We start from the raw sequence: 23,672 nt of genomic DNA, 5'->3' as shown, positions 1-23,672 counted from the left end.
AGGGGTACCCCGGTGGCGGGGGCGGGGCGCCCTGGGCCGGCCATCCCGTCGGCGGCGGGCCGGCCGGCCCGCCTGCCGGGTCCCCGTAGCCGCCCCCGCCGTAACCGCTCACCCGGTGCCCCCTCCGTCGCGCCGCCTGTACTGCCCTGCCGATGCCACGCATCGTAGTCGGCGGCGCGCGCCGGGCCCGGGCGTTCTCCCCCGACCCGCCCGGCCCACGCCCGGGCCGCCGGGTGGGTGACCGCCGCGGGCCGCCGGGCGCGTACGGGGGGCCCGGACGGGCCGCAGGGCCCACGATGCACCGGTTACGCACCCTCGAACGGCAGGAGCCGCACGATGCTCGAACGCAAGAAGCTCAAGGGCCGCGCCCACATCACCTTCGTCCTGCCCGACCACAACCCGGACGGGCCGGTCAGCGTCGTCGGGGACTTCAACCACTGGAACCCGCACGCCCACCCCCTCACCTCGCGGGGCGACGGCACCCGCGCCGCCAGCGTCACCCTGCCCGCCCACGGCAGCCACGCCTTCCGCTATCTGGCGGCCGGCGACTACTGGTTCGACGACGAAACGGCGGACGGCCACGACGGCGCCAACAGCCGCCTCCACACCTGAGCGGACCCGTTCCCTCCGCCGCGCCGGGTCACCGCGGTGTGCCGGAGCCCCGCAGCTCCTGGGCCACCGCCCACACCAGGTGCTGGAACCCGGGCACCAGGACGGAGCGCGGGCCCGTCGGGGCGAACGGGCCGGGCGGCAGGTAGGCGAGGTGGCAGCGACCGCAGGTGAACGCCGCCTCCCACACCGCGAACAGCGCCGGGAAGGCCGCCGTCTGCGCCCGGAACCGCTGTCGGGCCGCCCTTCGCGCCAGCACGCGGTGGATCAGCAGGGCCAGAGCGGCGACCAGGGCGGGCAGGCCCGTCACACCCCAGAAGATCAGGGCGTTGCGCCCCGCGTCGGGCGCGTCGCCGGCCAGCAGCGGCAGGGTCATCAGCGCCGCGGCCACCGGCACGGCGCAGAGCAGGGCCAGCACGCACCCGCCCCGCTGCCGCTCCGTGAACGGCTGGGGCGGCGGGGCCAGTTGCTGTGCCAGCAGGGTGCTCGACACCCCGGAGGTGTGCACGGTCGAGCGGGCAGGGGCCGTGTAGGCCGTCGAAACGCCCGCGTAGGTGCCGGTCTGCGCCTCGTAGACGGCCCGCACCCTGCGCACCTGGTCGATCGTCCCGCACTGCGGGCAGTTCGCACCGCTCATGGTTTCCCGTTCCCCTCCCCCGCTCCCGCTCCGGCTCCCGCAGGTGTGATCATCACATGCGCGCGTCCTTGCGCCGTTGACGGATCCGGTTCGGGAGCACGGCTGTGATGAGCACTCAGGAGTACGCGTCCCTGTCCGCCGTGGACACCGCCCGGGCGGTGGGGTGCGGGGCCGTGACGGCGGTGGACGTCGTCACCGCGGCGCTCGCCCGCGTCCGCGAGCGCGATACGGAACTGCGGGCGTTCACGGAGGTGTGGCCCGAGCGGGCCCTGGCCCGGGCGGCCCGTGTGGACGCGGAGGTCGCCCGCGGGGTCCGGCTGCCGCTGGCGGGCGTGCCGATCGGCGTCAAGGCCGGGGAGGGTCCCGACTCGTACCAGAACAGCCGTCTGGCCGCGGCCGGTTGCGTGCCGGTGGGTGCCACGTCGATGCCGCGCACCGGCCGGGGCTGGCAGACGTACGGGCACACCGACCGGGGCCCCACCCTGAACCCGCTCGACCCGGCGTGGTCCCCCGGCGGTTCGTCCGCGGGCTCCGCGGCCGCGGTCGCGGGCGGCCTGGTCCCCCTGGCGAGCGGGTCGGACGGTGCCGGATCGGTCCGCATACCCGCCGCGTGGTGCGGGATCGTCGGGTTCAAGCCCACCAACGGCCTCCTGCCGGCCCGGGACCGTGCGGGGCTGAACACGCCCGGTGTCCTGTGCCGCACCGTCCCGGACGCGCTCGCCTACCTGGACGCGGTCGCCGCCGGGTCCTGCGGTGCGGCCGTCCCCGGGCCGGCGGCGCTGCCGCTCGGCGCCGTCTGGTCGGCCACGCTGGGCTACGCGGACACCGACCCGGCCGTCGCCGCCGTCGCCCGGCGCCGCGTGGACGGCCTCGCCGCCGCGGGACTCATCGCTCTGGACGAGGAGGCCGAACTCACGCTCGCCGACCCGGCGTCGGCGTGGACCGGGCTCCGCAGCGGCGCCCCCTCCCCCGCCGACCTCGAAACGATCGCCGCCAACGACGCACGCCTGGCCGACGCCTTCGCGCGGGCCGACCTCCTCCTCACCCCCACCACCCCGCACCCGCCCCACGGCCACGACGGCCCCGGATCCCGCATGAGCGTCGCGCTGACCTGGGCGTTCAACCTCAGCGGGCACCCGGCGATCACCCTGCCCGCCGGAACCACCCCGCAGGGGGAGCCCGTCGGCCTCCACCTCGTGGCCCGGCCGCACCGCGAACGGCTGCTGCTCGACGTCGCCGCGCGGGCACACACCGCCCGGGAGAGCCGCTGACGCGTCCGTTCAGCCCAGCTCCCGCTCGACGACGTCGCGGAAGGCGCGGGCGGGCCGGCCGGTGAGGCGCTGGACGGTGTCGGTGACGCGGTCCTCGGCCCCCTCGGAGACGGCCCGGTCCATATCGGCCAGGATCGCGGCGAACCCGTGCGGCATCAGCCGGGCGAGCCGGTCGCGCATCGCCTCGTGGGTGAGGTGCCGGTGGACCACGGAGCGGCCGGTGACCTCGGCGATGACGGCGGCCACCTCGTCGTGGCTCAGCGCCTGGGGCCCCGTGAGGACGAGATCGGTGTCGGGGGAACGGGCGTCGGTGAGGGCGCGGACCGCGACGGCCGCGATGTCGTCGGCGTCGACGAAGCCGATCCGGCCGCTTCCGGCGGCGGTCACGACGGCCCCGTCGGTACGGATGCTGCGGGCGTGCAGGTGGTCGCCGGTGAAGTTCTGCATGAACCAGGACGGTCGCAGCACCGCCCACTCGTCGAAGATGCCGGGCAGCGCGGCATGCACCCGGCCCACGGCCGGACCGCCCTCCGGGATCGAGGAGGCGCTCAGGAGCACGGCGCGCCGGACGCCGCGGGCACGGGCCCGGCGCAGGAACGGCAGGGCCACCGCCGCGGGGTCGGGATCACCGACGGGCGGGATCACGTAGACGCGGTCGACACCGTCGAGGGCGGTGTCGTGGGTGGTCGGGTCGTACCAGTCGAAGCGGACCGGCTCCGCTCCGGGCACCGCGGCGCCGCTGCGGGCGGCCGCCCTGACCGCGCGGCCGGCGGCGGTCAGCTGCGCGGCGGTGCGGCTGCCGGTGGTCCCGGTGGCTCCGATGACGAGCGTGGTGCCGGTCGGCGGGAAGGCCGGGGCGGGGGTGGTGTGCGTGACGGTCATCGGGGGCTCCCGGCGAGTTCGCCGCCGGTTTCGAGGGCGGCGAGGGGGTTCCAGTAGTCGCGGTAGGCGGTGATGCGGCCGTCGTCGACGGTGACCACGGCGACGTACCTCATGTCGTAGGGACCGCCGGTCCGCACCAGCCGGCCCGTGCCGCGCATCTCGGCCACGATGGTCCGCGGGTCGGCCGTTTCGTGGATCCGCAGGTCGGCCTCGGGGAAGTCGTGCAGGTCGATGTGGTCGGGATAGGGGCGCATGTACTCGGCGACGGCCTCCCGTCCCTCCAGCCGCCGCGGCCATCCCGGGGGCGCGAACGGGAACTCCATCACCCCGTCCTCGGCCCACAGGCCGACCCAGCCGGGGATGTCCTTGGCCAGCAGGAGTCGCAGGCCGTGGCGGTACAGCTCCGCCGCAGAAGCAGGTACGGGTACGGGCATGGGCATGGGCGTCCTCCACCTCATAGAATACGGACCGTGGGTCCGCTTCAAAGATACGGACCCCGGGTCCGTTTTTCAATTGGAGGAGCCGCGTGCCCGAACCCGAGCGCAAGACCCGCAAGGACGCCGCCCGCAACCAGCTGGCCGTACTGGCGGCCGCCGACGCCCTCTTCGCCCGCGCGCAGAGCCCCGAGGACCTCACGATGGCCGACGTCGCGGCCGCCGCCGGTGTCGGCAAGGGCACGGTCTTCCGCGCCTTCGGCGACCGCGCGGGCCTGCTGCGCGCGCTGTACGAGGCCCGGCTCGAACCCGTCCGGGAGGCCGTGGAGGCGGGCCCGCCGCCGCTCGGACCCGGCACCCCGCCGCGGGAGCGCGTGCCCGCCCTGCTCGACGCGGTGCTGTGCTTCAAGCTCGACAACCGGCGCCTCGCGCTCGCCCTGGAGGCGAGCGGGAACAGCGCCCTCTACCAGGCCGGGCACTACGAACGCTGGCACGCGCTGCTGCGGTCCGTACTGGCGGAGATCCCCGGCCTCGCGGACCCCGGGTTCACCGCGCACGCCCTCCTCGCCGCGACCCGGGCCGACCTGGTCGAGCGGCTGGCCGGGCCGGAGGGTCTGTCACGCGAGGAGCTGCGGGCCCGGCTGGCGCGGTACGCGGACCGGGTCGTGGCGACCGGCCCGGCGGCCCCCTCCCGCTAGGCCGGGCCGGCCGTGCCGTCAGGACACCCAGGCGGAGGTCAGGGACTGGACCGCCGAGCCGTCCGCGTCGGTCAGCTTGGTGGCGACGAAGGCGCGGGCCCAGTCCGAGGTCTGGATGCGGAACGCGGGCTGCTCGGCGGTCATGGCCCCGAGGACGGCCTCGGCGGCACCGGCCGGTGTCTGGGCGCCGTCCGTGAACTGGGCGACGGTGCGGTTGACGTACTGGCGCAGGGCGCCGGAGTAGGGGCCGGCGGCGTTGATCGCGCCCTCCAGGTCGATGCCGAGGTTGTTGACGAACTCGGTGGCGACGGCGCCGGGCTCGACCACGGACACGGCCACGCCGACCGTGCGGGCGACGGGGGCGAGGCTCTCCATGTAACCCTCGACGGCGAACTTCGCCGCGCAGTAGGCCTCGTTGAAGGGCTGGCCGATGACACCGCCGACGCTGGTGACGGTGATCAGGCGGCCGCCGGTGGCGCGCAGGTGCGGCATCACCGCCTTGGATACGTTGACGACGCCGAAGAAGTTGACCTCCATGACCTCGCGGATCTCGGCGAGCGACTCGTTCTCCAGGGTGCCCACGTGGCCGGCGCCGGCGTTGTTGACGACGGCGTCCAGCCGGCCGTGGTCGGCGATCACGCCGTCGACGGCCGCGGCGACCGACGCCTCGTCGGTCACGTCGAGCTGCCGGATGTCGAGCTCGACGCCCGCCTCGGCCGCCGCCTTGCGCAGGGCGTCGGCGCGGGAGGGGTCGCGCAGGGTGGCGACCGTACGCCAGCCGGCCCGCGCGGCGGCCACCGCGGCGGCGAGGCCGATGCCGGAGGAGGTGCCGGTGATCAGGACGGTCTTCTGGGAGGTGGCCGACATGGCGGTGCCTTTCAGAGTCATTTATGTGCGTGCACACACACTATAAATTTATGTGCGCGTGCACGCAACCCCTACACTCGGTCCATGCCGAAGAAGCTCACCCAGGCCGAGATGCCTGACGCCGATTACGCCTTCTACGGGCTGGTCTGGGCCGGCACGGTCCTCGCCGAGCGCGTCGACCGGGCCCTCACCAAGGAGCACGACCTCCCCGTGTCCTGGTTCGAGGTCATGCTGTGGCTGGCCGCCAGCCCCGATCCGGTGCCCGCCTCCGTCCTCGGGAACAGCACCATGCTCAGCCGCAGCCAGGTCTCCCGGGTGGTGGACGCCCTCCAGGGGCGCGGCCTGGTGACCCGTACCCCGTCCGCGCGCGACGCCCGGTCGGTCGAGGTCTCCCTCACCGACGCGGGCCGCCGGTTCTTCGAGGAGGCCGACGCCACCCGTCGCGAGGTCCTGGCCCCCGTGTTCACCGATCTCCTGGACGCGCAGGACATGGCGGCACTGGGCAGGGTGTGGAGCAAGCTCAAGGCCGAGAAGGAACGCCTGTCGGACCACCGGTCACGCTGAACCCGCCGCCTAGCTCGTGGGGATGCAGGTGTAGCGCATGGTGAGGGTGGTGGTGTGGGCGCCGTTCTGGATCACGAGGTAGAAGGAACCGAGGTTCTTGTCGAACGTGCCGCCCACGTGCACGTTCGCGGCCGACCCGGGTGTCAGGGTGCCGGCCGACGGGCTGACCAGCACGCCCTTGGCGTCGCCCCGGTCCGGGAGCCGCCCGCCCGGCGGCAGGGGGTGGGTGAGGGCCACGGCCCGCCAGGTGGCCGTCCCCTTCACGGGTTTCACCTCCACCCCGGCCTGGATCCCGCTGACGCAGGCGACCCTCTCGCCGCCGGGTGCCGGGACGTTCTCCGGTTCGAGGGAACGGGAGATGTAGACGTCGCCCCCCGGCGGCTCGGTGGCCGGCGCCGTCGTCGGGGTCTCCCCCGGCGTGGGCGTCGTCCTGCCCGGGGGCTTGCTCACGCTCTTCCCCGGGCCCGGCGACCGCCCGGGGGCCTCGCCCCCCGAAGGCGGCGACGAGCCCTCGTCCCCTATGCATCCGGCCGCCCCCGCCAGCAGGAGCACGACCGCGACCGCCGCCGTTCCGGCCCGGACACCACGTCGTCGTGACATGCCAACACCCCCGCATGTGGTCCCTGGACTCAGTGTGGCCGGAATGCGTTGATCCTCTCAAGGGGGTTGTGGCAGGCGGCGCTTGCGGAGTCACGGGAACCGGAACGCAGGGGGCCGGGTGTCGTCAGCCGACCTCGATGTCGGCCATCATCGCCATGTCCTCGTGTTCGAGGTTGTGGCAGTGGAGCATGTAGCGCCCCTTGTAGCCGGTGAAGCGGACGAGGGTCTCCACGGTCTCGTAGGGGCGTACGTCGACGGTGTCCTTCCAGCCGGTGTCCTGCGCGGACGGCGGGCGGCCGCCGCGGGCGAGCACCTGGAACTGGGCCAGGTGGATGTGGACGGGGTGGTGGAAGTCGCTGCTGAACCGCCAGCGTTCGACCCTGCCCAGGCGGGGGCGGGCCAGGACGGTGCCGGGGTGGAAGGGCCTGCCGTTGACGGTCCACATCCGGCGGTCCTCGCCGGCGGCGGTGCGGCGGAAGTCGAAGACGCGGACCGGCATGCCCGCGGTGGGCGCGAGGGCCTCGAAGCGGGTGGAGAGCGTCGTCGGCACGCGCGTGGAGTCGCGCGAGGCCCGTACGACGTGGAAGCGCATGACGTCGCGCATCCCGCCCTCGGCGGCGGTGTTGCGCAAGGTGACGCGGCTCCCCACGGGGTGGTCGGCGAAGTCGACGAGGACGTCGAAGCGTTCGCCGGGTGCGATGTCGATGGCGTCCAGCGGCTGGGGTGCGGCCAGGAGGCCGCCGTCGCTGCCGATCTGGACGAACCGGCCGCGGCCGCCGCCTTCCGCGTCCAGCCGGAGCCGGTAGCGGCGGGCGTTGGAGGCGTTGAGCAGGCGCAGGCGGTAGCGGGCGGCCGAGACCTCCAGTTCGGGCCAGGGGGCACCGTTGACGAGCTGGACGTCGCCGAGGACGCCGTCGGGGAAGATGTCGTGGGCGTGGTCGGGGTAGCGGAAGGAGCCGTCCTCGGCGAAGGAGCGGTCGCACAGCATCAGCGGCACGTCGCGCTCGCCGCGCGGGAGCGGGAGCCGGTCCTCCTCCTCGTCGGTGATCAGGAAGAAGCCGGCCAGGCCCCGCCAGACCTGCTCGGCGGTGTGGTCCATGCGGTGGTCGTGGTACCAGAGGGTGGCCGCCTGCTGGGCCAGCGGGTAGTCGTAGGTCCGGTAGGCGACGGCGGTACGGCCGGCGTGGGCGTCCTGCGGGTGGGGAGCGGGCCGGCCCGGGTCGCAGCGGGTGGGCAGGAGCAGGTCGGTGGGGTAGCCGTCGGACTCCGGCGGGGTGACGCCGCCGTGCAGGTGGGTGACGGTCGGGACCGTCAGGTCGTTGTGAACGCGCACCTTGGTGCGGCGCCCGGAGCGGGCGAGGAGGGTGGGGCCGGGGAAGACGCCGTCGTACCCCATGACCGTGGTGGTGAGGCCGGGGAGGATCCGGACGCGGCCTTCGCGTTGTTCGAGTGCGTAGACCTCCGCGTCCGCCTCGGTGCCCGTGGGGCGGGCGGTCGGGGGGATCGGCAGCGGTACGGCGAACGGGCGGGGCAGGGGCGCCGTGCTCGCCAGCACGCGGCCGGTGGTCGCGCCGGCCAGGCGGGAGTAGCCGGTCGCGCCGAGCGTCATGGCGGCTGCGGCGGCGCCCAGCCCGAGGAAGGCCCGCCGGCCGGGCGGGCGGGGGTGATCGGTCACGAGGTCACCGGTACCGGGCGGGGGCGGTAGGCGAAGGCCCAGCACACGAGCGCGGTGGCGCAGCCGAAGACCGCCATGCCCAGCGGGATGTGCGCGGCCAGGACCCGCGCCTCGCCCAGGCCCTGCTGCACGCTGATGAGAGCGGTCAGCGCGATGCTCGCGGCGACCGGCCAGCGGGGACCGTCCAGCCGCCGCCACAGCAGTGCCGCGGCCGCCGCTTGGGCGAGGGTGAGCGCGGCGAGTACGTCGGCGTTGGCCGAGTGCCAGGCGAGCAGGTCGAGGTCGCCGGTGACGAACATCCCGGCCAGTGCGGCCTGCGCGAGGGTGTCCAGGAGGACCAGCACGGCCGTGGCCCGCATCAGGCGGACCGGCCACGTCCGCCGTCCGCGCGCGTCGGGCCCGCTCACGCCGGGGACCCGGCGGCGGTGGCGGCGAGCCCGTGCTCGTACGCCTGGAAGCCGTCGCGGACCCCGAGCAGGATCTCGCCGAGGACCAGGTAGCCGTCGACGATGAGCGGGGTGTCGCGCAGGGCCTCGATGAGGAAGTAGTACGCGCCCAGGTCCTCGGTCTCCAGGACGGCGAAGTCGGAGAAGCGGCCGTTGAAGGCCTCCGCGTCGTGGAAGCGGGCCGTGATCCGGTCCGCATAGCGGGCGAAGAGCGGCTCGATGTGCGCGGCGCGCATCTCGTTGCGCTCGGCCCGGCTCAGCGCCAGCCAGCGCGGGGTGAGCGTGTAGGTCAGGACGATGCCGTACTGCATGAGACCCCCGAAGCAATTGTTTACACCGTTAACTCTGACGGGAAGCTAAAGTGATACCCGTTAACTTTGTCAAGTGGAGGGCGGACCGAGGGCCATGACGGACACTCCGGGAACGACGGCGGGCAGGCGGCGCCACCGCGTCCGCGAGGAAGCACTGGCCGACGCGATGCGCATCGCCCGCTGGCTGCTGGTCGAGGAGGGGCCGGGTGCGGTGACCGTACGGGCCGTCGCCCGCGAGATGGGCCTGACCGCGCCGGGCCTGTACCGCTACTACGCCGGTCACCGGGAGCTGGTCCAGGCCCTGGTCTCGCACCTGTACGAGGAGCTCGCGGCGGCCCTCGCCGCGGCGCGCGAACGGCTGCCGGACGGCGGGCCGGGACCGCGGCTGCGTGAGGTCTGCCGTGAGCTGCGCCGGTGGGCGCTGGCCCACCCGCAGGAGTTCGCCCTGCTGTTCGCCAAGCCCGTCGCGGACGCCGACACCGCTCCGGGTTCCGCCGCCCACGACCCCAGCTGGCGCTTCGGTGCCGTGCTCCTCGGCCTCATGGTCGAGCTCTGGCGCAGCGGCACGGTCCGCGTTCCCGCCGGCCTCGACCCGGCGTGGACGGTCCAGTTGGAGGAGGTCCGCGAGCACCTGTCCGGGGAGCCCGTACCGCTGGAGGTGATCTACGTCTTCGTCAGCTGCTGGGCACGGCTCTATGGCACGGTCGCCGTGGAGGTCTTCGGGCACCTCGACTTCGCCCTCACCGACCCCGAACCGCTCTTCGAGCACACGGTCGGCGAAGTCCTCACCCTGCTCGGCGACCCCGCCGCGTAGCTCCGGCGGCGGACCGGCCGCCCGGGATCCCGGACGTCCCTTGATCGATTGCCCGGCACGCGGAGGCCGTAGGAGCCTCGACAGGGGAAGGAAGGTGGTCCGCGCGAACCGGCGGACTCGCCCGACAGTTTCCGCGCGGCCGGCGAACTGATGGACATCTGGTCCCCATGACGGGCCTACCCAGGGGGTGACGGCCCGTGCCCAGGACACCCGGTTGCCCGGGTGTCCTGGGGCGCGCCCTGTTACGCGATCGCGTGTTCGGGTTCAGCGGGGGTGCCCGCTTCCGCCACCTGGGCGGCCTCGGCCTCTCGTGCCTGCGGGGAGAGGTCGAAGGAGAGGGTTTCGCCCGGCTCGATGGCGGGGCCACCGTCGACCGGGAAGGAGAACAGGGTCTCTCCGGTCTTGGCGTCCTCCAGCACGACCTGGGCGTCGGAGTAGTAGCCGATTTCGAGGGTCTCGGTGAAGGTCTTGCTCCGGTTCAGGCCCCCGGCCTGGAGGATGGTGTTGATGCCGGAGTTCCAAAAGTGGTGTCCGTTGTGCGTGGGGTTGTAGTTCATGGCGACTCGGCCTTCGACCGTGGCCGCGTAGGTCACCTTGACTTCCATGGTGCCGCGGGTGGCGACGAGCGTGGCCTTGACCGCCTGCCCGGGGTTGAGCCAGACCTCCACTCCGGTTTCCGAGCCCAGCGTGATCGTCTGGCTCTCGGTCTTCGACTGGCCCCAGGTGTGCGTGTAGCTCATCGAGGTCTCACCGCCGGCGCCGGTGCCCAGGAACCCGATCTCGTAGGAGATCGACTGTTCCAGCGAGAAGCTGTTGGTCGACGACCAGGTGTTGCTGACCGTGTTGGACACCTCCTCGGTGATCTTGACGTGGAAGTTGCCGCCCACGCTGGAGTCATTGCGGAACGTGGCGGTCTTCACGGTCGCCGGCTTGCTGTCGATCCCGAGGATCTCGGCCTTGGTGGCCTTCAGGATCGTGGTCGTCTGCTGCCACCCGTAGCGGTTGTACAGGTCGTGGTCGGTCGGGCTCTTGATCCAGGCACCGTTGGGGCGCCGTCCCATGTGCTTGGCGCACGCGTCCGTGATGCTGCCCCAGGGCCAGCCGAACCCGTCCCGCTCGCTGTCGGTGATGACGTGCTTCTGCTGGCCGATGGCATTGACGATGGCTTCGGCCTCGTTCTCGCCGGCGGTCACCTTGGTGGAGAAGGGCGTCACGACTGCCATGTTTCCTCGTTCCTCCTACGATTCGAAACGACGACCGAGATGCGCATAGATAGGCGCACCCCTATTGCCGCTCCAGCCTCCTCCCCGGGCGGCCCCCAGCACCACGAAAAAGGTGCAGAGTCCACCGATCGGACCAGGCCTTAGTTGAGCTGCGCGGTGTTGCTGGCGACGAGTTCTCCGGATGCGAAGCCCTCCACGCGGGCCGAGTGGGCGGTGGCCGCGTCGGGGACGGTGACGTCGGCCTGGCCGTCGGAGAGGTCGACGGAGGCGCGCGGGCGCTGGTCGACGTAGACGTCCAGGCGGTCGATGTTGGTGGCCTTGACCTTGAGCCGCAGGGCACCGCCGGCGGCGGCGGTCGCGTCCGTGATGCTCAGGGCATGCGGTGTGAGGCCCTTCAGGACCTGACCCGCTCGCTCGAACAGGTCGGCGTTGCCCTCCAGCAGGTCCCGGCGGGTCATCCGGTAGGGGATGTCCGGGGTGATGCCGAGGTCCTCGACCGGTGTGCCGGAGTTGGCGCCGACGCGCAGGCTGCGGCGGATGGCCACCCGCATGCCGGCTCCCTTCGGCAGGGGCCGGTACGGCGTCCCGGAATCGCCCGCGAGGAGATCGACGAGGTGCTTGTGCTCCCAGACGTTGGCGCCGCCGGCTCCGGTGTTCTCGTCGGTGCCGAGGACGGGGCCGATGCGGTGGTCCTGGAAACCGGCGGCGAAGATGTCGGTGGCCGAGTAGCAGCGGGCGCTGGTGATGAGGACGACCGGGCCGAAGTACTGCTGGCCGATCATGTTGGCCTTGTCCTCGGGAGTGAGGGCCACCGCGCCGGAGTAGGCGGCCCCGATCTCGACGGCCTGCTCCATGGACGGCAGCCAGGCCCCCAGCTGGTCCTGGTTCTGGCGGCAGATCCGCAGGTTGAGCGGGGTGTTGATGAACTGGGTGGGCTCGGGGGTGATGTGGCGGGGGGTCAGGGTCTGCAGGGCGAGTTCGGAGTTCCAGATGACGCCGCCGCCGTTGTCCCGGACGTCCAGGATCAGTCCGCTGTCCGGCACCTCGCCGAGCAGCCTGATGAACTCGTTGATGAACCCCTGCACGTCCAGTTCGTTGAAGGTGAAGATCCGGATGTAGCCGAAGGTGCCTGCGGCGGTCTGTACCTCCTGCGCCCGGAACACCTTGGGCATCGAGGTGGGGATCTCGCCCGCCCGTACCTCGGGGGCGGCCTCGCCCGCTTCGAGGGCCTTCTGCCGGGCGACGACCTTCGGCGCGAACAGCATCACCTTGGCGCGGTTGGCCTCGTCCATGTCGAGGTCCAGGCCCTGGGCCAGCTCGGCGCCGGTCGGAGCCGCCGCGGCCGTGAACGGCGGGAGGAGGGCGTTGTCCACGATCCGCCAGGTCTCGCGCAGCTCGCGCGGCGGCGCGCCGGCGGCGGCGCCGGCTTCGATATAGCTGACGGTCACCCACTCCTCGAACGGCGGAAGGTGCATGGCGAGCGGCCGCAGGGTCAGCGACTGGATCCCGCGGCTGCGGCGGGCGGCCGCGTTGCTGCCGGCGAAGCGGGCGGCGTTGAGGTCGACGGCCTTGGCGATGGGGATCCCGCTCCAGTGGGTGATCTCGGCGCCGGGTGCGAAGCCGGGGGCGGAGAAGCCCTGGGCCACGTGGGTGACCATGAAGTGCTCCCCCTGGGCGTCCTCGTACCGCTCGACGAGGAACGGCAGGAAGGCGATCTTGCCGCGGTAGGGGTCGGGGAGCAGGTAGTTGGTATGGAGGTCCCGCACCGAGTGGAAGATCTCCGACATCTCGGCGTGGAACAGCCACTCCACGGGCTTGGTGGCCTCGGTCTGCCGCTCCAGTCTGCGGCTCATGACCCGTAGGCGCTGTACCGGGTTGACGGCGTGCATCGCGGCCTTGAGCGGCAGGTGGACGTAGTTCTGGTCCAGCATGAGCAGTGCCTGGTCGACGATGAGCCGGCGCTCGGCCAGCGTCAGGTTGCCGGCGCCCGCGAGGAAGTCGGGCAGTCCGGTGGCCGCGGCCAGGTGTTCGCGGACCGCCTCGGCGGCGCGGGGGACGAAGTCCGGGGTGGAGCTGTGGCTGTGGTGCGTCACGGGAGCCTCCTGAGGTGGGGACGGTTTCGGTGCCGTCGCCCTCAGGTATTGCCCCGCGGCCTCGGGGGCCTGGGCCGCGGGCCTCTCTTTCGCCTGAAAGGACCCTTGCCGGCAGGACCCGCCCGCGCCGGCCTGCGCGAGGAGGGCGGCCGTTACGCGGTCCTGGGCAGGGTGCGCGGCGGGAGGGCGGGGCTGGGGGGCGCGATCGGAATTCCGGTGCCGGGTGTCCGGGAGGCCGCGAACGCGCCGGGAGCCACGCGGACGGCCCCTGCTTCCACAGCGGCGGCGAGGAGGGAAACGCGGCAGATGCGGGACATGGGATTCTCCTTCGAGGGGGACGGCCTGGGGGCCTCGTCTTCCTGTCTCCCATTGAGCCCCGGCGCGGGGCTCCCCGTCACGCCACTGGACCTCGGGGCTTGACAGCCGTTCGGTGACGTGCGCGGGGTGCGGGGGTGTGCCACGCTGGGCGGAGGTGCCGGACTTCCGGCGAAGGCAGCAAGGCAACAACGCAGTAGGGCAGTAAGGCAACAAGGCAGCCGCGGCGAACGGAGCGTGCCGTGGGAGTTCCGATCCGTCGTGCCGCGCTGCGGCGGCGTGTGGGGGCCGGGTGCGCCGCGCTGCTGCTGGTGGCGTTCGGGTCGGGCGCGGTGGCCCGTGCGGCCCCGGATCCGTCGCCCGCGCCGCCGCCGTCACCCTCCGGCCCGGGGGACGCGGGGCGCCTCGACCCGCGCATCACGGAGATCATGCGCAAGCCCGAGTACCGGTACGCCCGGTGGGGGCTGCTGCAGACCGGGCCCGAAGGCGGCCGGGTGGTGCACGGCATGCTCCCGGGGGAGTTCTTCATCCCGGGCTCCACCGCGAAGCTGTTCTCCGTCTCCGGCACCTGGCGGACCCTCGGCACGGACCACCGGTTCGTCACCCCCGTCTACGCGGTCGGGGAGCGCCGCGGGGGCACGCTGGCCGGGGACCTCGACCTCGTGGCGCAGGGCGACCTCACCCTCGGCGGCCGGACGCGCCCCGACGGAACCGTCGCCTACACCGACCTCGACCACACCTACGCCAACGACGTCCCCGGCGCCACCCTCACCCCGGAGAACCCCCTCGCCGGGATCGACCGGCTCGCCCGGCAGGTGCGCGCGTCGGGCATCACGCGCGTGGACGGGGACGTGGTGGTCGACGGCCGGCTGTTCGCCGCCGACCCGGTCCTCGACCCCACCCCGACACCGCTGATCGTCAACGACAACCTCGTGGACCTGCTGCTCACCCCCGGTGACCGGGCGGGTGCCGACGCCCGGCTGGACTGGCGGCCGAAGGTGGCCCCGTACCGGGTGACGTCGACGGTGAAGACCGTGGCGGCGGGGAAGCCGGCGGACATCACCGTGACGGCCAGTCCGGACGGCACCCGCATCCGCCTGTCCGGCACCATCGCGGCCGGCGCCGAGCCGCTGCTGCGCACCTCCCCCGTCACGGACCCGGCCGCCTTCGGCCGGACCGCCCTGATCGAGGCGCTCGGCCGGGCCGGGGTGCAGGTCCGCGCCCCCGCGACGGGGGCCAATCCGGCCGGGCGGCTGCCGCGCGACTACCGGGGCCGGCCGCGGGTGGCCTCGTACACCTCACCCCCGTACGAGCAGTACGCCAAGCTGATCCTCAAGGTCAGCCACAATCTCGGCGCCAACCTGGGCATCTGCCTGATGGCGGTCTCCGCGGGCAGCGACCAGTGCGCGGACGGCTTCCCCGTCCTGGCCGGCTTCCTGGACCGGGCCGGCGTCGACCGCGCGCAGGTGCAGCTCGCGGACGGCCGCGGCGGCAACCCGGCCGACCGGGCCACCCCGCAGGCGCTGGTGCGGATGCTGGCGTACTGGCAGCGCGGCCCGGACGCGCAGCGCTTCCGGGAGGCCCTGCCGATCCTGGGCGTCGACGGTCTGCTGGCCCAGAACTGCCGCGACTGCCCGGCGCGCGGGAAGGTGTTCGCGAAGACGGGTGCGGCCGTCGGCGAGGACTCGCTCAACGGCCGGCTCGCCGTCGGGGCCATCACGATCGCCGGCTACCTGGACCGGGGCGGCGGCCGCTTCGACACGTTCTACGCCGGCGTGAACGGGGCGTCCACCCCGACCGACGATGTCGCCGGGGTCGTCTCCATCGCCAACGACCTCGCCCTCATCGCCGCCTACCTCCAGGAATCGCCCCGAGCGCCGTGAGGGGCGTCAGGCCGTCACCTTGGCGACGAAGGCGGCGAGGTTCGCCACGGTCCGCTCGACCTTCTCCTCCACCGTGAGCGTCTCGTGCAGCCGCGCGCCCGCGCCCGTCTCCTTCCTGCCCCGCACGTACAGCGAGCAGGCGAGGTCGTCGCAGATGTAGGCGCCGACGGAGTTGCCCTGCTGCCCCGCCTTGCCGGCCTTCGGCGCGACCATCAGGGACACGCCCCCGTCGTGGGTGGTCAGGCATATCGCGCACATGCTGCGCCGCGCCTGCCCGGCGGTCTGGGAGGGGCGGCGCAGGGCGAGGGCCCTGGCCCGGCCGTCGACCTCGGTCACCAGGTAGGCGCGTCCCGGGGACTGGGGGTCGCTCCAGCCGAGGTAGTCGAGGTCGTCCCAGGGGCGGTCGGCCAGGTCGCGCGGGACGGACAGGCGCTTGGCCTCGCCCTTGGTGCAGTTGACGAAGGCGGCACGGATCTCTTGCTCGGTCAGCGGCTTCATGGGGAGCACGCTAATTTGCCTAAAGCCTTTAGGCAAATACATAATCACTTCAGGCAGACGGCGGGAGGAAGAGGCATGGCGCGGATCGGGTTGACCACGGAGCGCCTGGTGCGGGCCGGGGCGGAGCTGGCCGACGAGGTCGGCTTCGAGCAGGTGACCGCCTCGGCGCTGGCCCGGCGGTTCGACGTCAAGGTCGCGAGCCTCTACTCGCACGTACGCAACTCCCGGGACCTCCAGGCGAAGATCGCCCAGCTCGCCCTGGAGGAGCTCGCCGACCGGGGCGCCTCCGCGCTGGCCGGGCGCGCGGGCAAGGACGCCCTGACCGCCCTGGCGAACGTCTACCGCGACTACGCCCGCGAGCACCCCGGCCGCTACGACGCCTCCCGCTTCCGGCTCACTCCGCAGGAGGCGGCCGCCAGTGCGGGCGGACGGCACTCGGAGATGATGCGGGCGATCCTGCGCGGCTACGACCTGGCGGTCCCGGACCAGACGCACGCCGTCCGCCTCCTGGGCAGCGTCTTCCACGGCTACATCAGCCTGGAGCTGGCCGGAGGCTTCAGCCACAGCGCCCCCGACCCCCAGGAGAGCTGGTCATGGACCCTCGACGCCCTCGACGCCCTGCTGCGCGACCGGGCGGCGAAGTGACGCCCCCCGCCGCCGCCCTCGTCACCACGCCCGTCACGGCGGGCCTGCTGCGCGGAGCGCTGGACACCGAGCGCACCGGGCGCGGCCTGCTGCCGCACCGGCTGCCCGCCCGGGCCCGGGGCCAGAACACCGACGGGCAGCTGGCCATGGCCGAGTCCCAGCCCTCCGGCGTACGGCTGGCCTTCCGCACCGGGGCCACCGTCGTCGAGCTGGACACGCTGCCCACCAAACGGAGCTACGCGGGCGCACCGGCCCGCCCCGACGGCGTCTACGAGCTCCTCGTCGACGGCGTCCCGGCGGGGCGGGCGAGCGCGGCGGGCGGCGACACCCTGACCATCGACGTGGCCACGGGCAGTGCCGAGCTCCGCAGCGGAGGGCCTGCCACCCTGCGCTTCACCGGCCTGCCCGGCCGGATGAAGGACGTCGAGGTCTGGCTGCCGCACGACGAGACGACCGAGCTCATCGCCCTGCGCACCGACGCCCCCGTCCTCCCCCTGCCGGACCGCGGCCGCAGGGTGTGGGCGCACCACGGCAGTTCGATCAGCCAGGGTTCCGGCGCCGCGAGCCCCACCGGCACCTGGCCGGCGCTCGCCGCCTCCCTCGGGGGCGTGGAGCTGGTCAACCTGGGCCTGGGCGGCAGTGCCCTGCTCGACCCGTTCACGGCCCGCGCCCTGCGGGACGCCCCGGCCGACCTGATCAGCGTCAAGCTCGGCATCAACCTGGTCAACACCGACCTGATGCGGCTGCGCGCGTTCGGCCCGGCCGTCCACGGCTTCCTCGACACCATCCGCGAGGGGCACCCGGACACCCCACTGCTGGTCGTCTCGCCGCTGCTGTGTCCCCTTCACGAGGACACCCCGGGGCCGACGGCCTTCGACGCCGCCGCGCTCGGCACCGGGAGGCTGCGGTTCCGGGCCGCGGGGGACCCCGCCGAACGGGCCGCCGGGAAGCTGACGCTCACCGTCATCCGCGAGGAGCTGGCGCGCATCGTGCGGCAGCGGGCGGCCGAGGACCCCGGCCTGCACTACCTCGACGGCCGCGAGCTCTACGGCGAGGCCGACGCCGCCGAGCTGCCGCTGCCCGACGCGCTCCATCCGGACGCCGCCACCCACCGCCGTATCGGTGAACGCTTCGCCGGTCTGGCCTTCGGCCCGGGCGGCTTCTTTACCGGAGCACGACGCGCGGTACGGCTCCGGGCCGACCCGGACCCTGAACGCGGTCAGCGCCGCCCGGTGTAGTGGGTGAGGCGGGAACGGGCCTCATTCTCGGAGATCCCGAGGCCGGTGCCGATGGACTCCCAGGACAGGTCGTCGGCCTCGGCGATGTAGGCGGCGTCGCGGGCCACGCTCCTGGTGACGCGTTCGAGGACGGCCACGGCCTTGAGCGCGGCCACCGGCGCCTGCCCGGCCAGGGTGTTCAGCTGGTCCTCGACGCGCTCCAGGAGGTCGGCCAGCTCGACGGGCAGCGGTACGGTGCGGGCCTCGACCTCGTCGAGGTGGCGCTCCCAGTCGTCCCGGGGGCCCTCGATGACCGGCTCGTACAGGCCGGCGGCATCGACGGCCTCCCGGTCGATGGGATAGTGCGCGGCGCCGCGCCAGCCGCACGCGCAGGCGGCGCGCGCGGCGGCCGCCCGGGGCCGGTTCAGGACGCCGCTGTAGGCCCACCACTCCCGGGTCTGGCGGAAACCGGCCCCGGTCCCAGGGTCCAGGTGGACCGGGCCCGGCTCGGTCCCGTCCTCCAGGAGCGCACCGGCCCAGCCCTCGTGCGAGGCCCCGAACTCCTCCGCAGTCCACCCCATGCCCACTCCCGGTCAGCCGTCCCGCGCGGCCGTCCCGCGGTGGGCGGCGGCCGCATGTCTCGCCCCACCCTGCCCACATCCGGGACGGAACAAGCGGCGTGTCCCGGCCGGTTCGCGGCGCGCGGGGCGCGTGCCGCGAACCGTGCGCCCCGGTCAGCGCGTGCGCGGTACGTGCTGGGTGACGCAGTGGACCCCGCCGCCGCCCCAGGCCAGGATGCGGGCGGGCGTGCCGACGACCTCGCGGCCGGGGAAGAGCGGACGGAGCCGGTCGAGGGCCGCGCTGTCCGCGGCCTCCCCGGACAGCGGGACGACGACGTGGGTGGCGGTCTGGTAGTAGTTGGTGTAGCTGAAGGTCTCGACCAGGAGGCCGTTCTGGCGGAAGTGCGGCTGGTGTTCCATCTCCACCAGGTCGAAGCGGCGTCCGCAGGCGTCGGTGGCGGCTTCCAGGACCGCCTTGTTGGCGGCCATCCGCGCATGGTTGGGGTTGCCGGTGTCGGGCTGGGTGTGCAGGAGGATCCGGGCGGGGCCGAGGTAGGCGGCGACCAGGTCGATGTGCCCGTTGGTGATGGTGTCGCCGGCGAGGCCGTACGGGAGCCAGATGAGCTTGGTCGCGCCGTAGGCGGCCAGCAGGGTCGCCTCGATCTGGGCGCGGCTCATCGTGGGGTTGCGGTTGGGGTTGAGCAGGCACTCCTCGGTGGTGATGAGGGTGCCCTGGCCGTCGGTGATGACGGAGCCCCCTTCGAGGACCATCGGGACGTCCTGGCGCGGCACGCCGAGGTGGTCGCAGACGCCGACCGGCAGGAAGTCGTCCTTGTCGTACGGGTACTTGCCGCCCCAGCCGTTGAACCCGAAGTCGAGTCCGGTCCGGCGCGTCCTCGCCGCGTCGAGGGTGAAGATCGGGCCGGTGTCGCGCGTCCAGCAGTCGTTGACGGGGTATTCGACGACGGTGACCGTGGGGCCGCACCGGGCCCGGGCCTCCTCGGTGTGGCCCGGCTCGGCGAACATCAGTACCGGCTCGGAGCGGGCGATGGCCCTGGCGATGCCGGCGATCTCGCCCTGGACGTCGGGCAGCAGGGAGCCCCAGCCGTCCGTGCGGTCCCACGGCCAGGACATGACGCAACAGGAGTGGTCCTCCCACTCGGCGGGCGCCGTGAACTTCTCAGTGGACGCCGTGGAGGAGTCGGCCGTCCCGGAGGCGAGGGCCGCCCGGCCGCCGAGCAGGGTGACGGCCGTGGCGGAGAGCGCGGCGATGCCGAAGCCCCTCCGCGAGATCGATGGCAGGTTCATGACATATCTCCCTTGGGTGGGTGGAGACGGAAACGGGAAGGGGTCGAGCGGTCCGGGGCCGGCCGCGGTGCCCGGGGCCGGGCCCCGGACGGGTGGTCAGGACAGTCCGGCCGCCGAGTCCGCGGGCGGACGCACCGCCGGCGCATCCAGGGCACGGAGCTTCTCCTGGGGGCGCCGGAGCAGCAGGTAGAGCAGACCGGCCGTGAGGACCACGCCGGTGCCCAGGAGGCCGGCCCAGACCTGGTACCAGGGGGCGCCGGGCGGGGCGAGGACCACCCGCGGCCAGCAGACGTTGACCACCTCGAAAGCCGTCCACAGCACGGCGAGCACGTTCAGGAAGGTGCCCTTGCGGCCGAGCCGGACGTGTCCGGAGGGGACCCACGTGCCGCGCAGCCGGGCTACGAGCGCGGCCAGCGAGACCAGGAAGAACGGCAGGAACGTGGCGGCCGTGCCGAAGGCGATCAGGCTGCCGATGGCCGTGGCGTTCAGGCCCAGGAGCAGGGCGGAGCAGCTGACCGCGGTGGAGGCCACGAGGCCGCCGATCGGGGCCTGGCGCCGGTTGACCCTGCGCACCTGGCGGGAGAAGGGGAAGACGCCGTCGCGGGCGAGGGAGTAGACGCCGCGGGCGGCGCCTCCCTGGGACGCCATGGCGCAGGCGAGGAACCCGACCAGCACGACGAGGACGAAGGGCTTGTCGGACCAGGAGCCGAAGGAGGTGACCACGGCGGTGGTCACCGGGTCGAGGTCCTGACCGGCCACGACCGCGGCCGGGTCGGGGTGGGCCAGGGCCACCGCCATGGCGTTGAGGATCACCACGGTGCCGACGCTCAGCAGCGCCCACCACATGGCGCGCGGCACCTGCCGCCCGGCGTCCTTGGTCTCCTCCGCCGTGGAGACGCAGGCGTCGAAGCCGATGAAGCCCCAGCCCGCGACGGCGAGGACCGCGAGGAAGGCCATCACCGTGGAGCCGCCCGACAGCTGCTCGGCCCCGAGGGTCTCGGTGAAGAGGGAGAAGCCGTGCTTGCGGAAGAACAGCAGCAGGCTGAAGCCGACCAGGACCGACGCCACCGCCTCGGCGGCGATGCCGAGCGAGACGAAGAAGCTGAGGATCCTGATGCCGAAGGCGTTGACCAACGTACAGGCCAGCAGGATGGCCGCGGCCACCGCCACCATGGCCAGGGGTGAGGGCGTGACCCCGATCAGGGCGAAGACCCAGGGCGCGGCCAGGTAGGCGACGGTGGTGTTGCCGAACATGACGGCGAACTGCCACACCCAGCCGCTCATCCAGCCGAAGGAGGGCCCGAGCAGGCGGCGCCCCCACTGATAGGGGCCGCCCGCGAGCGGCCACTGGGAAGCCAGCTCGGAGTAGACGTTGACGACCAGGCACTGGCCGAGCAGGACGACGGGCAGCGCCCAGACCCATGCGGGCCCGGCGATGGCCGTGCCGACCATGGACACCGCGTAGAGGGCCACCACGGGCGAGACCACGGCGAAGCCCATGGCGATGTTGCCCAGGACGCCGAGGCTGCGGCGCAGCTCCTGCTGGTAGCCGAGGTCGCTCAGCCGGGCGGCGTCGCTGTCGCCGTCGGGCGGGGTGGCGGTGGCGGATCTGCCGCCGTTGGAGGGTTCTGACACGTGACACCTCGGAGGGCAGGGGGAGGCGTCCGGCATCCCGGCGCGCTCCCCGAACTAAATCTAACGTCGTTAGGTAACGGGGTTGCGGGGACGTTAACGCGCCCTCGACCTCTTGGGAAGACCTGCCGGCGGGTAACCTTGCGCCGAAAGAGGGGGAGTGCCACCGTGGGCCGACCGAGCCAGCCGCTGCTGAGCCGCGCGATCATCGCGCGCGCCGCACTGGAACTGCTCGACGAGGAGGGCCCGGACGCGCTGAAGATGCGGTCGCTGGCCGACCGGCTCGGGGTCCGGGGCGCATCGCTCTACCATCACGTCGCGTCGAAGGACGACCTGCTGGACGCGGCGTCGGAGCTGCTCAACGAGGAGATCGACCTCGCTCCGCTCCAGGACCCCGAGTGGCGCCGGGGCGTCGCCGAGTACACGCGCGGCTACCGCCGGGTGTACCTCCAACACCCGCACATGATCGCCCTGGTGGCCCGCCGCCAGGTCGAGGCGGACCGGGCCCTGCGCAATTACGACGCCCTGCTGAGCACCCTGGTCCGGGCGGGGTGCACGCCCGACGGGGCGGCCGAGGCCGCGGCCGCCCTCGATTACCTGGTCCTCGGCTCCGCGCTGGAGACCTTCACGGCGGGCTTCACCCGTGCCCCCGGCGACTACCGCCCCGCGTACCCGGCCCTGGCCGACTCCCTCGAATCCACGCGGAACCGGCCGGGTGGCCTCGCCGGACTGGACGACCGGGGCTTCGAACTGGGCCTGCGCCTCCTCCTGGACGGCCTGGCGGCGCAGCTCGCGGACAGACCCTAGGCGGGCCGGACGGTACGGGGGCCCGCGCAGCGGGCGCCGTACGCCTCCACCCGCCCGCGCAGGGCGCGGTCAGCGGTGACGACCACGCAGGGCCGGTCGGCGTGGGCGGCGGCGAGTTCGACGATGCGGTCGTCGCCGCTGCCGGGCGCGGACTCGACCCTCACCCCGGGTACGGATTCGACCCCTCGGGCGGCGCCCTCGACGACGAGGATGACCTCCTCCTCGCCCTCCCGCGCGGCGAGCCGGTCCCGCAGGCGCTCGGCGGCCCCCTTGCGGTCGCGCCACCACCCGTCGGGCACGGATCCGACGACGTTCGCGGCGTCGACGATCAGGACGGGACGGGTGGTCACGACGCCTCCCGGCCGGGCCGGATCCGGCACGGCGTGGCGTCCGTCGCAGCTTTGGTCACGTGCCGTGATTCTGCCACGCCGGCCGGTCGGCCCCTGTGCCGGCGGGTCAGAACCAGGTGACGGTCAGGGAGAAGGACGCGCCCGCCGTGGCTCCGGCGGGGTCGGCCGCGGTGGCGGTGATCTGGGACGTGCCGCTGCTCCACGGTTTGCCGGTGATGCGGCCCGAGGCGGGGTCGAGCCTCAGGCCCCAGGGGAGGCCGGTGGCGGCGTAGCGGACGGGCTGCTTGCCGCCGGTGGCGGTGAGCTGGATGGTGCAGGGCTGGTTGAACTTGCACGTCTGGGGGCCGGGGTTGGCGAGGCGGAGGTCCCCGGGGGTGGGGGTCGGGGTGGGTGTGGGGGTCGGGGTGGGGGTCGGGGTCGGTGTGGGGGTCGGTGTGGGGGTCGGGGTGGGGGTCGGGGTCGGTGTGGGCGTGGGGGTCGGGGTGGTGCCGCAGCCTGGGGTCGCTTCCGGGGGGAGGGGGACCTGCCAGATCTGGGGGTCGTTCTCCGAGCCGACCAGCAGGTGGGTGCAGTCGGCGTAGGTGAGCGTCTCGCCCTGCGGCTGTGCGGGCAGGGGGACGTCCGCGAGTTTGTTGCCCGCCGTGTCGTAGACGGAGGCCGTGTTGGCGCCCAGGGGGCCGCCGCTGCGCAGCGCGTACGAGGCGCCGGTCGGGGAGAACGCGCCGTCGGTGGTGAACACCGGGCTGGGGCCCACCGCGGTGAGGGTGTTGACCTGGCCGGTCACCGGAGGGAGCGGGGCCTGGTAGAGCCGGCCCGGGGCGCCGATGAGTTTGCTGGCCACGTGGATGCGGCCGGTGGCCGGGTCCGCGAGCAGGGACTCCGCGTCGTGCCGGCCGTCGGCGTAGGCGAAGCGGTAGGTGGTGGGGGTGACGGTGGCGTTCGTGAGCTGCTCGGGTTCGGGGAAGCTGTGGACGGTGATCTCCGCGCGGTTGCCGAAGTTGTCCCCGATGTCGCCGACCAGGACGGCCGGGGCGCCGGTGGCGGCGTCCTTGCCGATCGCCAGGGCCTCCCAGTCGGTGTTGGTGACGCCGGCAACGGTGAGGGTGGCCTTGAGCACGCCGGTGGCACCGGTGCAGTCGACCGCGAAGACCTGGTTGGTGTTGCCGCTGTCGTTGACGGCGTAGACGACGCCGGGGTGGCGGCGGCTGACCGCGAGGCCGCTGAACTCGGTGAGGCCCGCGGGCAGGGTGCACTTCTTCTCCGCGGCGGGGGCGGCGGCCGGGGCGGCCATCGCGGAGCGTCCGCGGGACGCCCCCACGCCCACACCCCCCCA

The 23,672-nt window shown here is 73.5% G+C and carries 26 protein-coding genes; 9 read left to right on the top strand and 17 right to left on the bottom strand.

Annotated features, from left to right (window positions below; genetic code table 11):
- Nucleotides 1-336: 336 nt before the first annotated feature.
- Nucleotides 337-612 carry an isoamylase early set domain-containing protein gene (locus AB0F18_RS29845; RefSeq protein ID WP_362066233.1) on the top strand — a complete coding sequence of 92 codons (276 nt, stop codon included), beginning with the start codon at nt 337-339 and terminating at the stop codon, nt 610-612.
- A gap of 28 nt (nt 613-640) precedes the next feature.
- Here the strand turns inward: AB0F18_RS29845 and AB0F18_RS29840 are convergent, their stop codons facing one another.
- Entirely contained in the window at nt 641-1,246 is a 606-nt protein-coding gene (locus tag AB0F18_RS29840) for a hypothetical protein (RefSeq protein ID WP_362066231.1), read from the bottom strand.
- Between the two features lie 107 nt (nt 1,247-1,353).
- Here AB0F18_RS29840 and AB0F18_RS29835 point away from each other — a divergent pair, with 107 nt between their 5' ends.
- Nucleotides 1,354-2,517 carry an amidase gene (locus AB0F18_RS29835; RefSeq protein ID WP_362066229.1) on the top strand — a complete coding sequence of 388 codons (1,164 nt, stop codon included), beginning with the start codon at nt 1,354-1,356 and terminating at the stop codon, nt 2,515-2,517.
- Between the two features lie 9 nt (nt 2,518-2,526).
- On the opposite strand, the gene AB0F18_RS29830 is transcribed toward AB0F18_RS29835, so the two are convergent.
- Nucleotides 2,527-3,399, bottom strand: a complete 873-nt coding sequence (locus AB0F18_RS29830) for an NmrA family NAD(P)-binding protein (protein WP_362066227.1) — start codon at nt 3,397-3,399, stop codon at nt 2,527-2,529.
- Complete coding sequence (locus AB0F18_RS29825; protein ID WP_362066225.1) at nt 3,396-3,839, bottom strand: nuclear transport factor 2 family protein; 444 nt, start codon at nt 3,837-3,839, stop codon at nt 3,396-3,398. The genes AB0F18_RS29830 and AB0F18_RS29825 overlap by 4 nt, the downstream gene beginning before the upstream one ends.
- A gap of 86 nt (nt 3,840-3,925) precedes the next feature.
- Here AB0F18_RS29825 and AB0F18_RS29820 point away from each other — a divergent pair, with 86 nt between their 5' ends.
- Entirely contained in the window at nt 3,926-4,531 is a 606-nt protein-coding gene (locus AB0F18_RS29820; RefSeq protein WP_362066223.1) for a TetR family transcriptional regulator, read from the top strand.
- An 18-nt stretch (nt 4,532-4,549) separates the two neighbouring features.
- On the opposite strand, the gene AB0F18_RS29815 is transcribed toward AB0F18_RS29820, so the two are convergent.
- A complete protein-coding gene (locus tag AB0F18_RS29815) occupies nt 4,550-5,398 on the bottom strand; it encodes an SDR family oxidoreductase (RefSeq protein ID WP_362066221.1) in 849 nt (282 codons plus the stop codon).
- Between the two features lie 84 nt (nt 5,399-5,482).
- Between AB0F18_RS29815 and AB0F18_RS29810 the strand changes: the two genes are divergently transcribed.
- Nucleotides 5,483-5,962 (top strand): MarR family transcriptional regulator, encoded by a 480-nt coding sequence (locus AB0F18_RS29810; protein WP_362066219.1) that lies wholly within the window; start codon nt 5,483-5,485, stop codon nt 5,960-5,962.
- Nucleotides 5,963-5,971: 9 nt separating this feature from the next.
- Here AB0F18_RS29810 and AB0F18_RS29805 read toward each other — a convergent pair whose 3' ends face one another.
- From AB0F18_RS29805 to AB0F18_RS29790, 4 genes are all read right to left on the bottom strand, one after another.
- Nucleotides 5,972-6,412, bottom strand: coding sequence for a hypothetical protein (locus AB0F18_RS29805; protein WP_362066217.1), 441 nt, complete (start codon nt 6,410-6,412; stop codon nt 5,972-5,974).
- 274 nt (nt 6,413-6,686) lie between these two features.
- On the bottom strand, nt 6,687-8,237 hold the full coding sequence (locus AB0F18_RS29800) for a multicopper oxidase domain-containing protein (RefSeq protein ID WP_362066215.1): 1,551 nt from the start codon (nt 8,235-8,237) through the stop codon (nt 6,687-6,689).
- A complete protein-coding gene (locus AB0F18_RS29795; RefSeq protein WP_362066213.1) occupies nt 8,234-8,644 on the bottom strand; it encodes a hypothetical protein in 411 nt (136 codons plus the stop codon). The genes AB0F18_RS29800 and AB0F18_RS29795 overlap by 4 nt, the downstream gene beginning before the upstream one ends.
- On the bottom strand, nt 8,641-8,994 hold the full coding sequence (locus AB0F18_RS29790; RefSeq protein WP_362066212.1) for a darcynin family protein: 354 nt from the start codon (nt 8,992-8,994) through the stop codon (nt 8,641-8,643). The genes AB0F18_RS29795 and AB0F18_RS29790 overlap by 4 nt, the downstream gene beginning before the upstream one ends.
- A 94-nt stretch (nt 8,995-9,088) precedes the next feature.
- Between AB0F18_RS29790 and AB0F18_RS29785 the strand changes: the two genes are divergently transcribed.
- The gene (locus tag AB0F18_RS29785) at nt 9,089-9,808 is read left to right on the top strand and encodes a TetR/AcrR family transcriptional regulator (RefSeq protein WP_362066210.1); all 720 of its coding nucleotides are present in this window, start codon (nt 9,089-9,091) and stop codon (nt 9,806-9,808) included.
- A 242-nt stretch (nt 9,809-10,050) separates the two neighbouring features.
- Here the strand turns inward: AB0F18_RS29785 and AB0F18_RS29780 are convergent, their stop codons facing one another.
- The 3 genes from AB0F18_RS29780 to AB0F18_RS29770 form a co-directional block, all read right to left on the bottom strand.
- Nucleotides 10,051-11,031 (bottom strand): hypothetical protein, encoded by a 981-nt coding sequence (locus AB0F18_RS29780; protein WP_362066208.1) that lies wholly within the window; start codon nt 11,029-11,031, stop codon nt 10,051-10,053.
- Nucleotides 11,032-11,171: 140 nt separating this feature from the next.
- A complete protein-coding gene (locus AB0F18_RS29775; RefSeq protein ID WP_362066206.1) occupies nt 11,172-13,124 on the bottom strand; it encodes a S41 family peptidase in 1,953 nt (650 codons plus the stop codon).
- A gap of 152 nt (nt 13,125-13,276) precedes the next feature.
- Nucleotides 13,277-13,441 carry a hypothetical protein gene (locus AB0F18_RS29770; protein WP_362066204.1) on the bottom strand — a complete coding sequence of 55 codons (165 nt, stop codon included), beginning with the start codon at nt 13,439-13,441 and terminating at the stop codon, nt 13,277-13,279.
- A 240-nt stretch (nt 13,442-13,681) separates the two neighbouring features.
- Here AB0F18_RS29770 and dacB point away from each other — a divergent pair, with 240 nt between their 5' ends.
- Nucleotides 13,682-15,322 carry a D-alanyl-D-alanine carboxypeptidase/D-alanyl-D-alanine-endopeptidase gene (dacB, locus tag AB0F18_RS29765; protein ID WP_362066202.1) on the top strand — a complete coding sequence of 547 codons (1,641 nt, stop codon included), beginning with the start codon at nt 13,682-13,684 and terminating at the stop codon, nt 15,320-15,322.
- 6 nt (nt 15,323-15,328) lie between these two features.
- On the opposite strand, the gene AB0F18_RS29760 is transcribed toward dacB, so the two are convergent.
- Nucleotides 15,329-15,820 carry an FBP domain-containing protein gene (locus AB0F18_RS29760; RefSeq protein ID WP_362066200.1) on the bottom strand — a complete coding sequence of 164 codons (492 nt, stop codon included), beginning with the start codon at nt 15,818-15,820 and terminating at the stop codon, nt 15,329-15,331.
- A gap of 75 nt (nt 15,821-15,895) precedes the next feature.
- Here AB0F18_RS29760 and AB0F18_RS29755 point away from each other — a divergent pair, with 75 nt between their 5' ends.
- On the top strand, nt 15,896-16,465 hold the full coding sequence (locus tag AB0F18_RS29755) for a WHG domain-containing protein (protein WP_362066198.1): 570 nt from the start codon (nt 15,896-15,898) through the stop codon (nt 16,463-16,465).
- Nucleotides 16,462-17,703 (top strand): GDSL-type esterase/lipase family protein, encoded by a 1,242-nt coding sequence (locus AB0F18_RS29750; RefSeq protein ID WP_362066197.1) that lies wholly within the window; start codon nt 16,462-16,464, stop codon nt 17,701-17,703. Before AB0F18_RS29755 ends, AB0F18_RS29750 begins: the two co-directional genes overlap by 4 nt.
- Here AB0F18_RS29750 and AB0F18_RS29745 read toward each other — a convergent pair.
- The 3 genes from AB0F18_RS29745 to AB0F18_RS29735 form a co-directional block, all read right to left on the bottom strand.
- On the bottom strand, nt 17,685-18,263 hold the full coding sequence (locus AB0F18_RS29745) for a hypothetical protein (protein ID WP_362066196.1): 579 nt from the start codon (nt 18,261-18,263) through the stop codon (nt 17,685-17,687). The two genes, AB0F18_RS29750 and AB0F18_RS29745, sit on opposite strands and share 19 nt — an antisense overlap.
- 153 nt (nt 18,264-18,416) lie before the next feature.
- Nucleotides 18,417-19,550, bottom strand: coding sequence for an agmatine deiminase family protein (locus tag AB0F18_RS29740; protein ID WP_362066195.1), 1,134 nt, complete (start codon nt 19,548-19,550; stop codon nt 18,417-18,419).
- Nucleotides 19,551-19,646: 96 nt separating this feature from the next.
- Complete coding sequence (locus tag AB0F18_RS29735; protein WP_362066193.1) at nt 19,647-21,185, bottom strand: APC family permease; 1,539 nt, start codon at nt 21,183-21,185, stop codon at nt 19,647-19,649.
- 165 nt (nt 21,186-21,350) lie between these two features.
- On the opposite strand from AB0F18_RS29735, the gene AB0F18_RS29730 reads away from it, so the two are divergent.
- Nucleotides 21,351-21,989 (top strand): TetR/AcrR family transcriptional regulator C-terminal domain-containing protein, encoded by a 639-nt coding sequence (locus AB0F18_RS29730; RefSeq protein ID WP_362066191.1) that lies wholly within the window; start codon nt 21,351-21,353, stop codon nt 21,987-21,989.
- Here the strand turns inward: AB0F18_RS29730 and AB0F18_RS29725 are convergent.
- Together AB0F18_RS29725 and AB0F18_RS29720 are read right to left on the bottom strand one after the other, a co-directional pair.
- Nucleotides 21,986-22,339 (bottom strand): NTP pyrophosphohydrolase, encoded by a 354-nt coding sequence (locus tag AB0F18_RS29725; protein WP_362066189.1) that lies wholly within the window; start codon nt 22,337-22,339, stop codon nt 21,986-21,988. The genes AB0F18_RS29730 and AB0F18_RS29725 overlap by 4 nt on opposite strands.
- 106 nt (nt 22,340-22,445) lie before the next feature.
- Nucleotides 22,446-23,672 (bottom strand): Ig domain-containing protein (locus tag AB0F18_RS29720; RefSeq protein ID WP_362066187.1); only part of this gene is annotated, 1,227 nt, incomplete at its 5' end.

The sequence above is a fragment of the Streptomyces sp. NPDC029216 genome (assembly GCF_040648015.1).
Taxonomy (GTDB): Bacteria; Actinomycetota; Actinomycetes; order Streptomycetales; family Streptomycetaceae; genus Streptomyces.
This window is presented reverse-complemented; position numbering and strand designations above follow the sequence as displayed.

Excerpts from the sequence above, each read along its gene's own strand:
- AB0F18_RS29785 (WP_362066210.1), top strand. The coding sequence starts at position 9,089 with ATGACGGACACTCCGGGAACGACGGCGGGCAGGCGGCGCCACCGCGTC.
- AB0F18_RS29810 (WP_362066219.1), top strand. The coding sequence starts at position 5,483 with ATGCCGAAGAAGCTCACCCAGGCCGAGATGCCTGACGCCGATTACGCC.
- AB0F18_RS29740 (WP_362066195.1), bottom strand. The coding sequence starts at position 19,550 with ATGAACCTGCCATCGATCTCGCGGAGGGGCTTCGGCATCGCCGCGCTC.
- AB0F18_RS29830 (WP_362066227.1), bottom strand. The coding sequence starts at position 3,399 with ATGACCGTCACGCACACCACCCCCGCCCCGGCCTTCCCGCCGACCGGC.
- AB0F18_RS29770 (WP_362066204.1), bottom strand. The coding sequence starts at position 13,441 with ATGTCCCGCATCTGCCGCGTTTCCCTCCTCGCCGCCGCTGTGGAAGCA.
- AB0F18_RS29845 (WP_362066233.1), top strand. The coding sequence starts at position 337 with ATGCTCGAACGCAAGAAGCTCAAGGGCCGCGCCCACATCACCTTCGTC.
- AB0F18_RS29790 (WP_362066212.1), bottom strand. The coding sequence starts at position 8,994 with ATGCAGTACGGCATCGTCCTGACCTACACGCTCACCCCGCGCTGGCTG.
- AB0F18_RS29755 (WP_362066198.1), top strand. The coding sequence starts at position 15,896 with ATGGCGCGGATCGGGTTGACCACGGAGCGCCTGGTGCGGGCCGGGGCG.
- AB0F18_RS29825 (WP_362066225.1), bottom strand. The coding sequence starts at position 3,839 with ATGCCCATGCCCGTACCCGTACCTGCTTCTGCGGCGGAGCTGTACCGC.
- AB0F18_RS29815 (WP_362066221.1), bottom strand. The coding sequence starts at position 5,398 with ATGTCGGCCACCTCCCAGAAGACCGTCCTGATCACCGGCACCTCCTCC.
- AB0F18_RS29835 (WP_362066229.1), top strand. The coding sequence starts at position 1,354 with ATGAGCACTCAGGAGTACGCGTCCCTGTCCGCCGTGGACACCGCCCGG.
- AB0F18_RS29760 (WP_362066200.1), bottom strand. The coding sequence starts at position 15,820 with ATGAAGCCGCTGACCGAGCAAGAGATCCGTGCCGCCTTCGTCAACTGC.
- AB0F18_RS29745 (WP_362066196.1), bottom strand. The coding sequence starts at position 18,263 with ATGGGGTGGACTGCGGAGGAGTTCGGGGCCTCGCACGAGGGCTGGGCC.
- AB0F18_RS29780 (WP_362066208.1), bottom strand. The coding sequence starts at position 11,031 with ATGGCAGTCGTGACGCCCTTCTCCACCAAGGTGACCGCCGGCGAGAAC.
- AB0F18_RS29840 (WP_362066231.1), bottom strand. The coding sequence starts at position 1,246 with ATGAGCGGTGCGAACTGCCCGCAGTGCGGGACGATCGACCAGGTGCGC.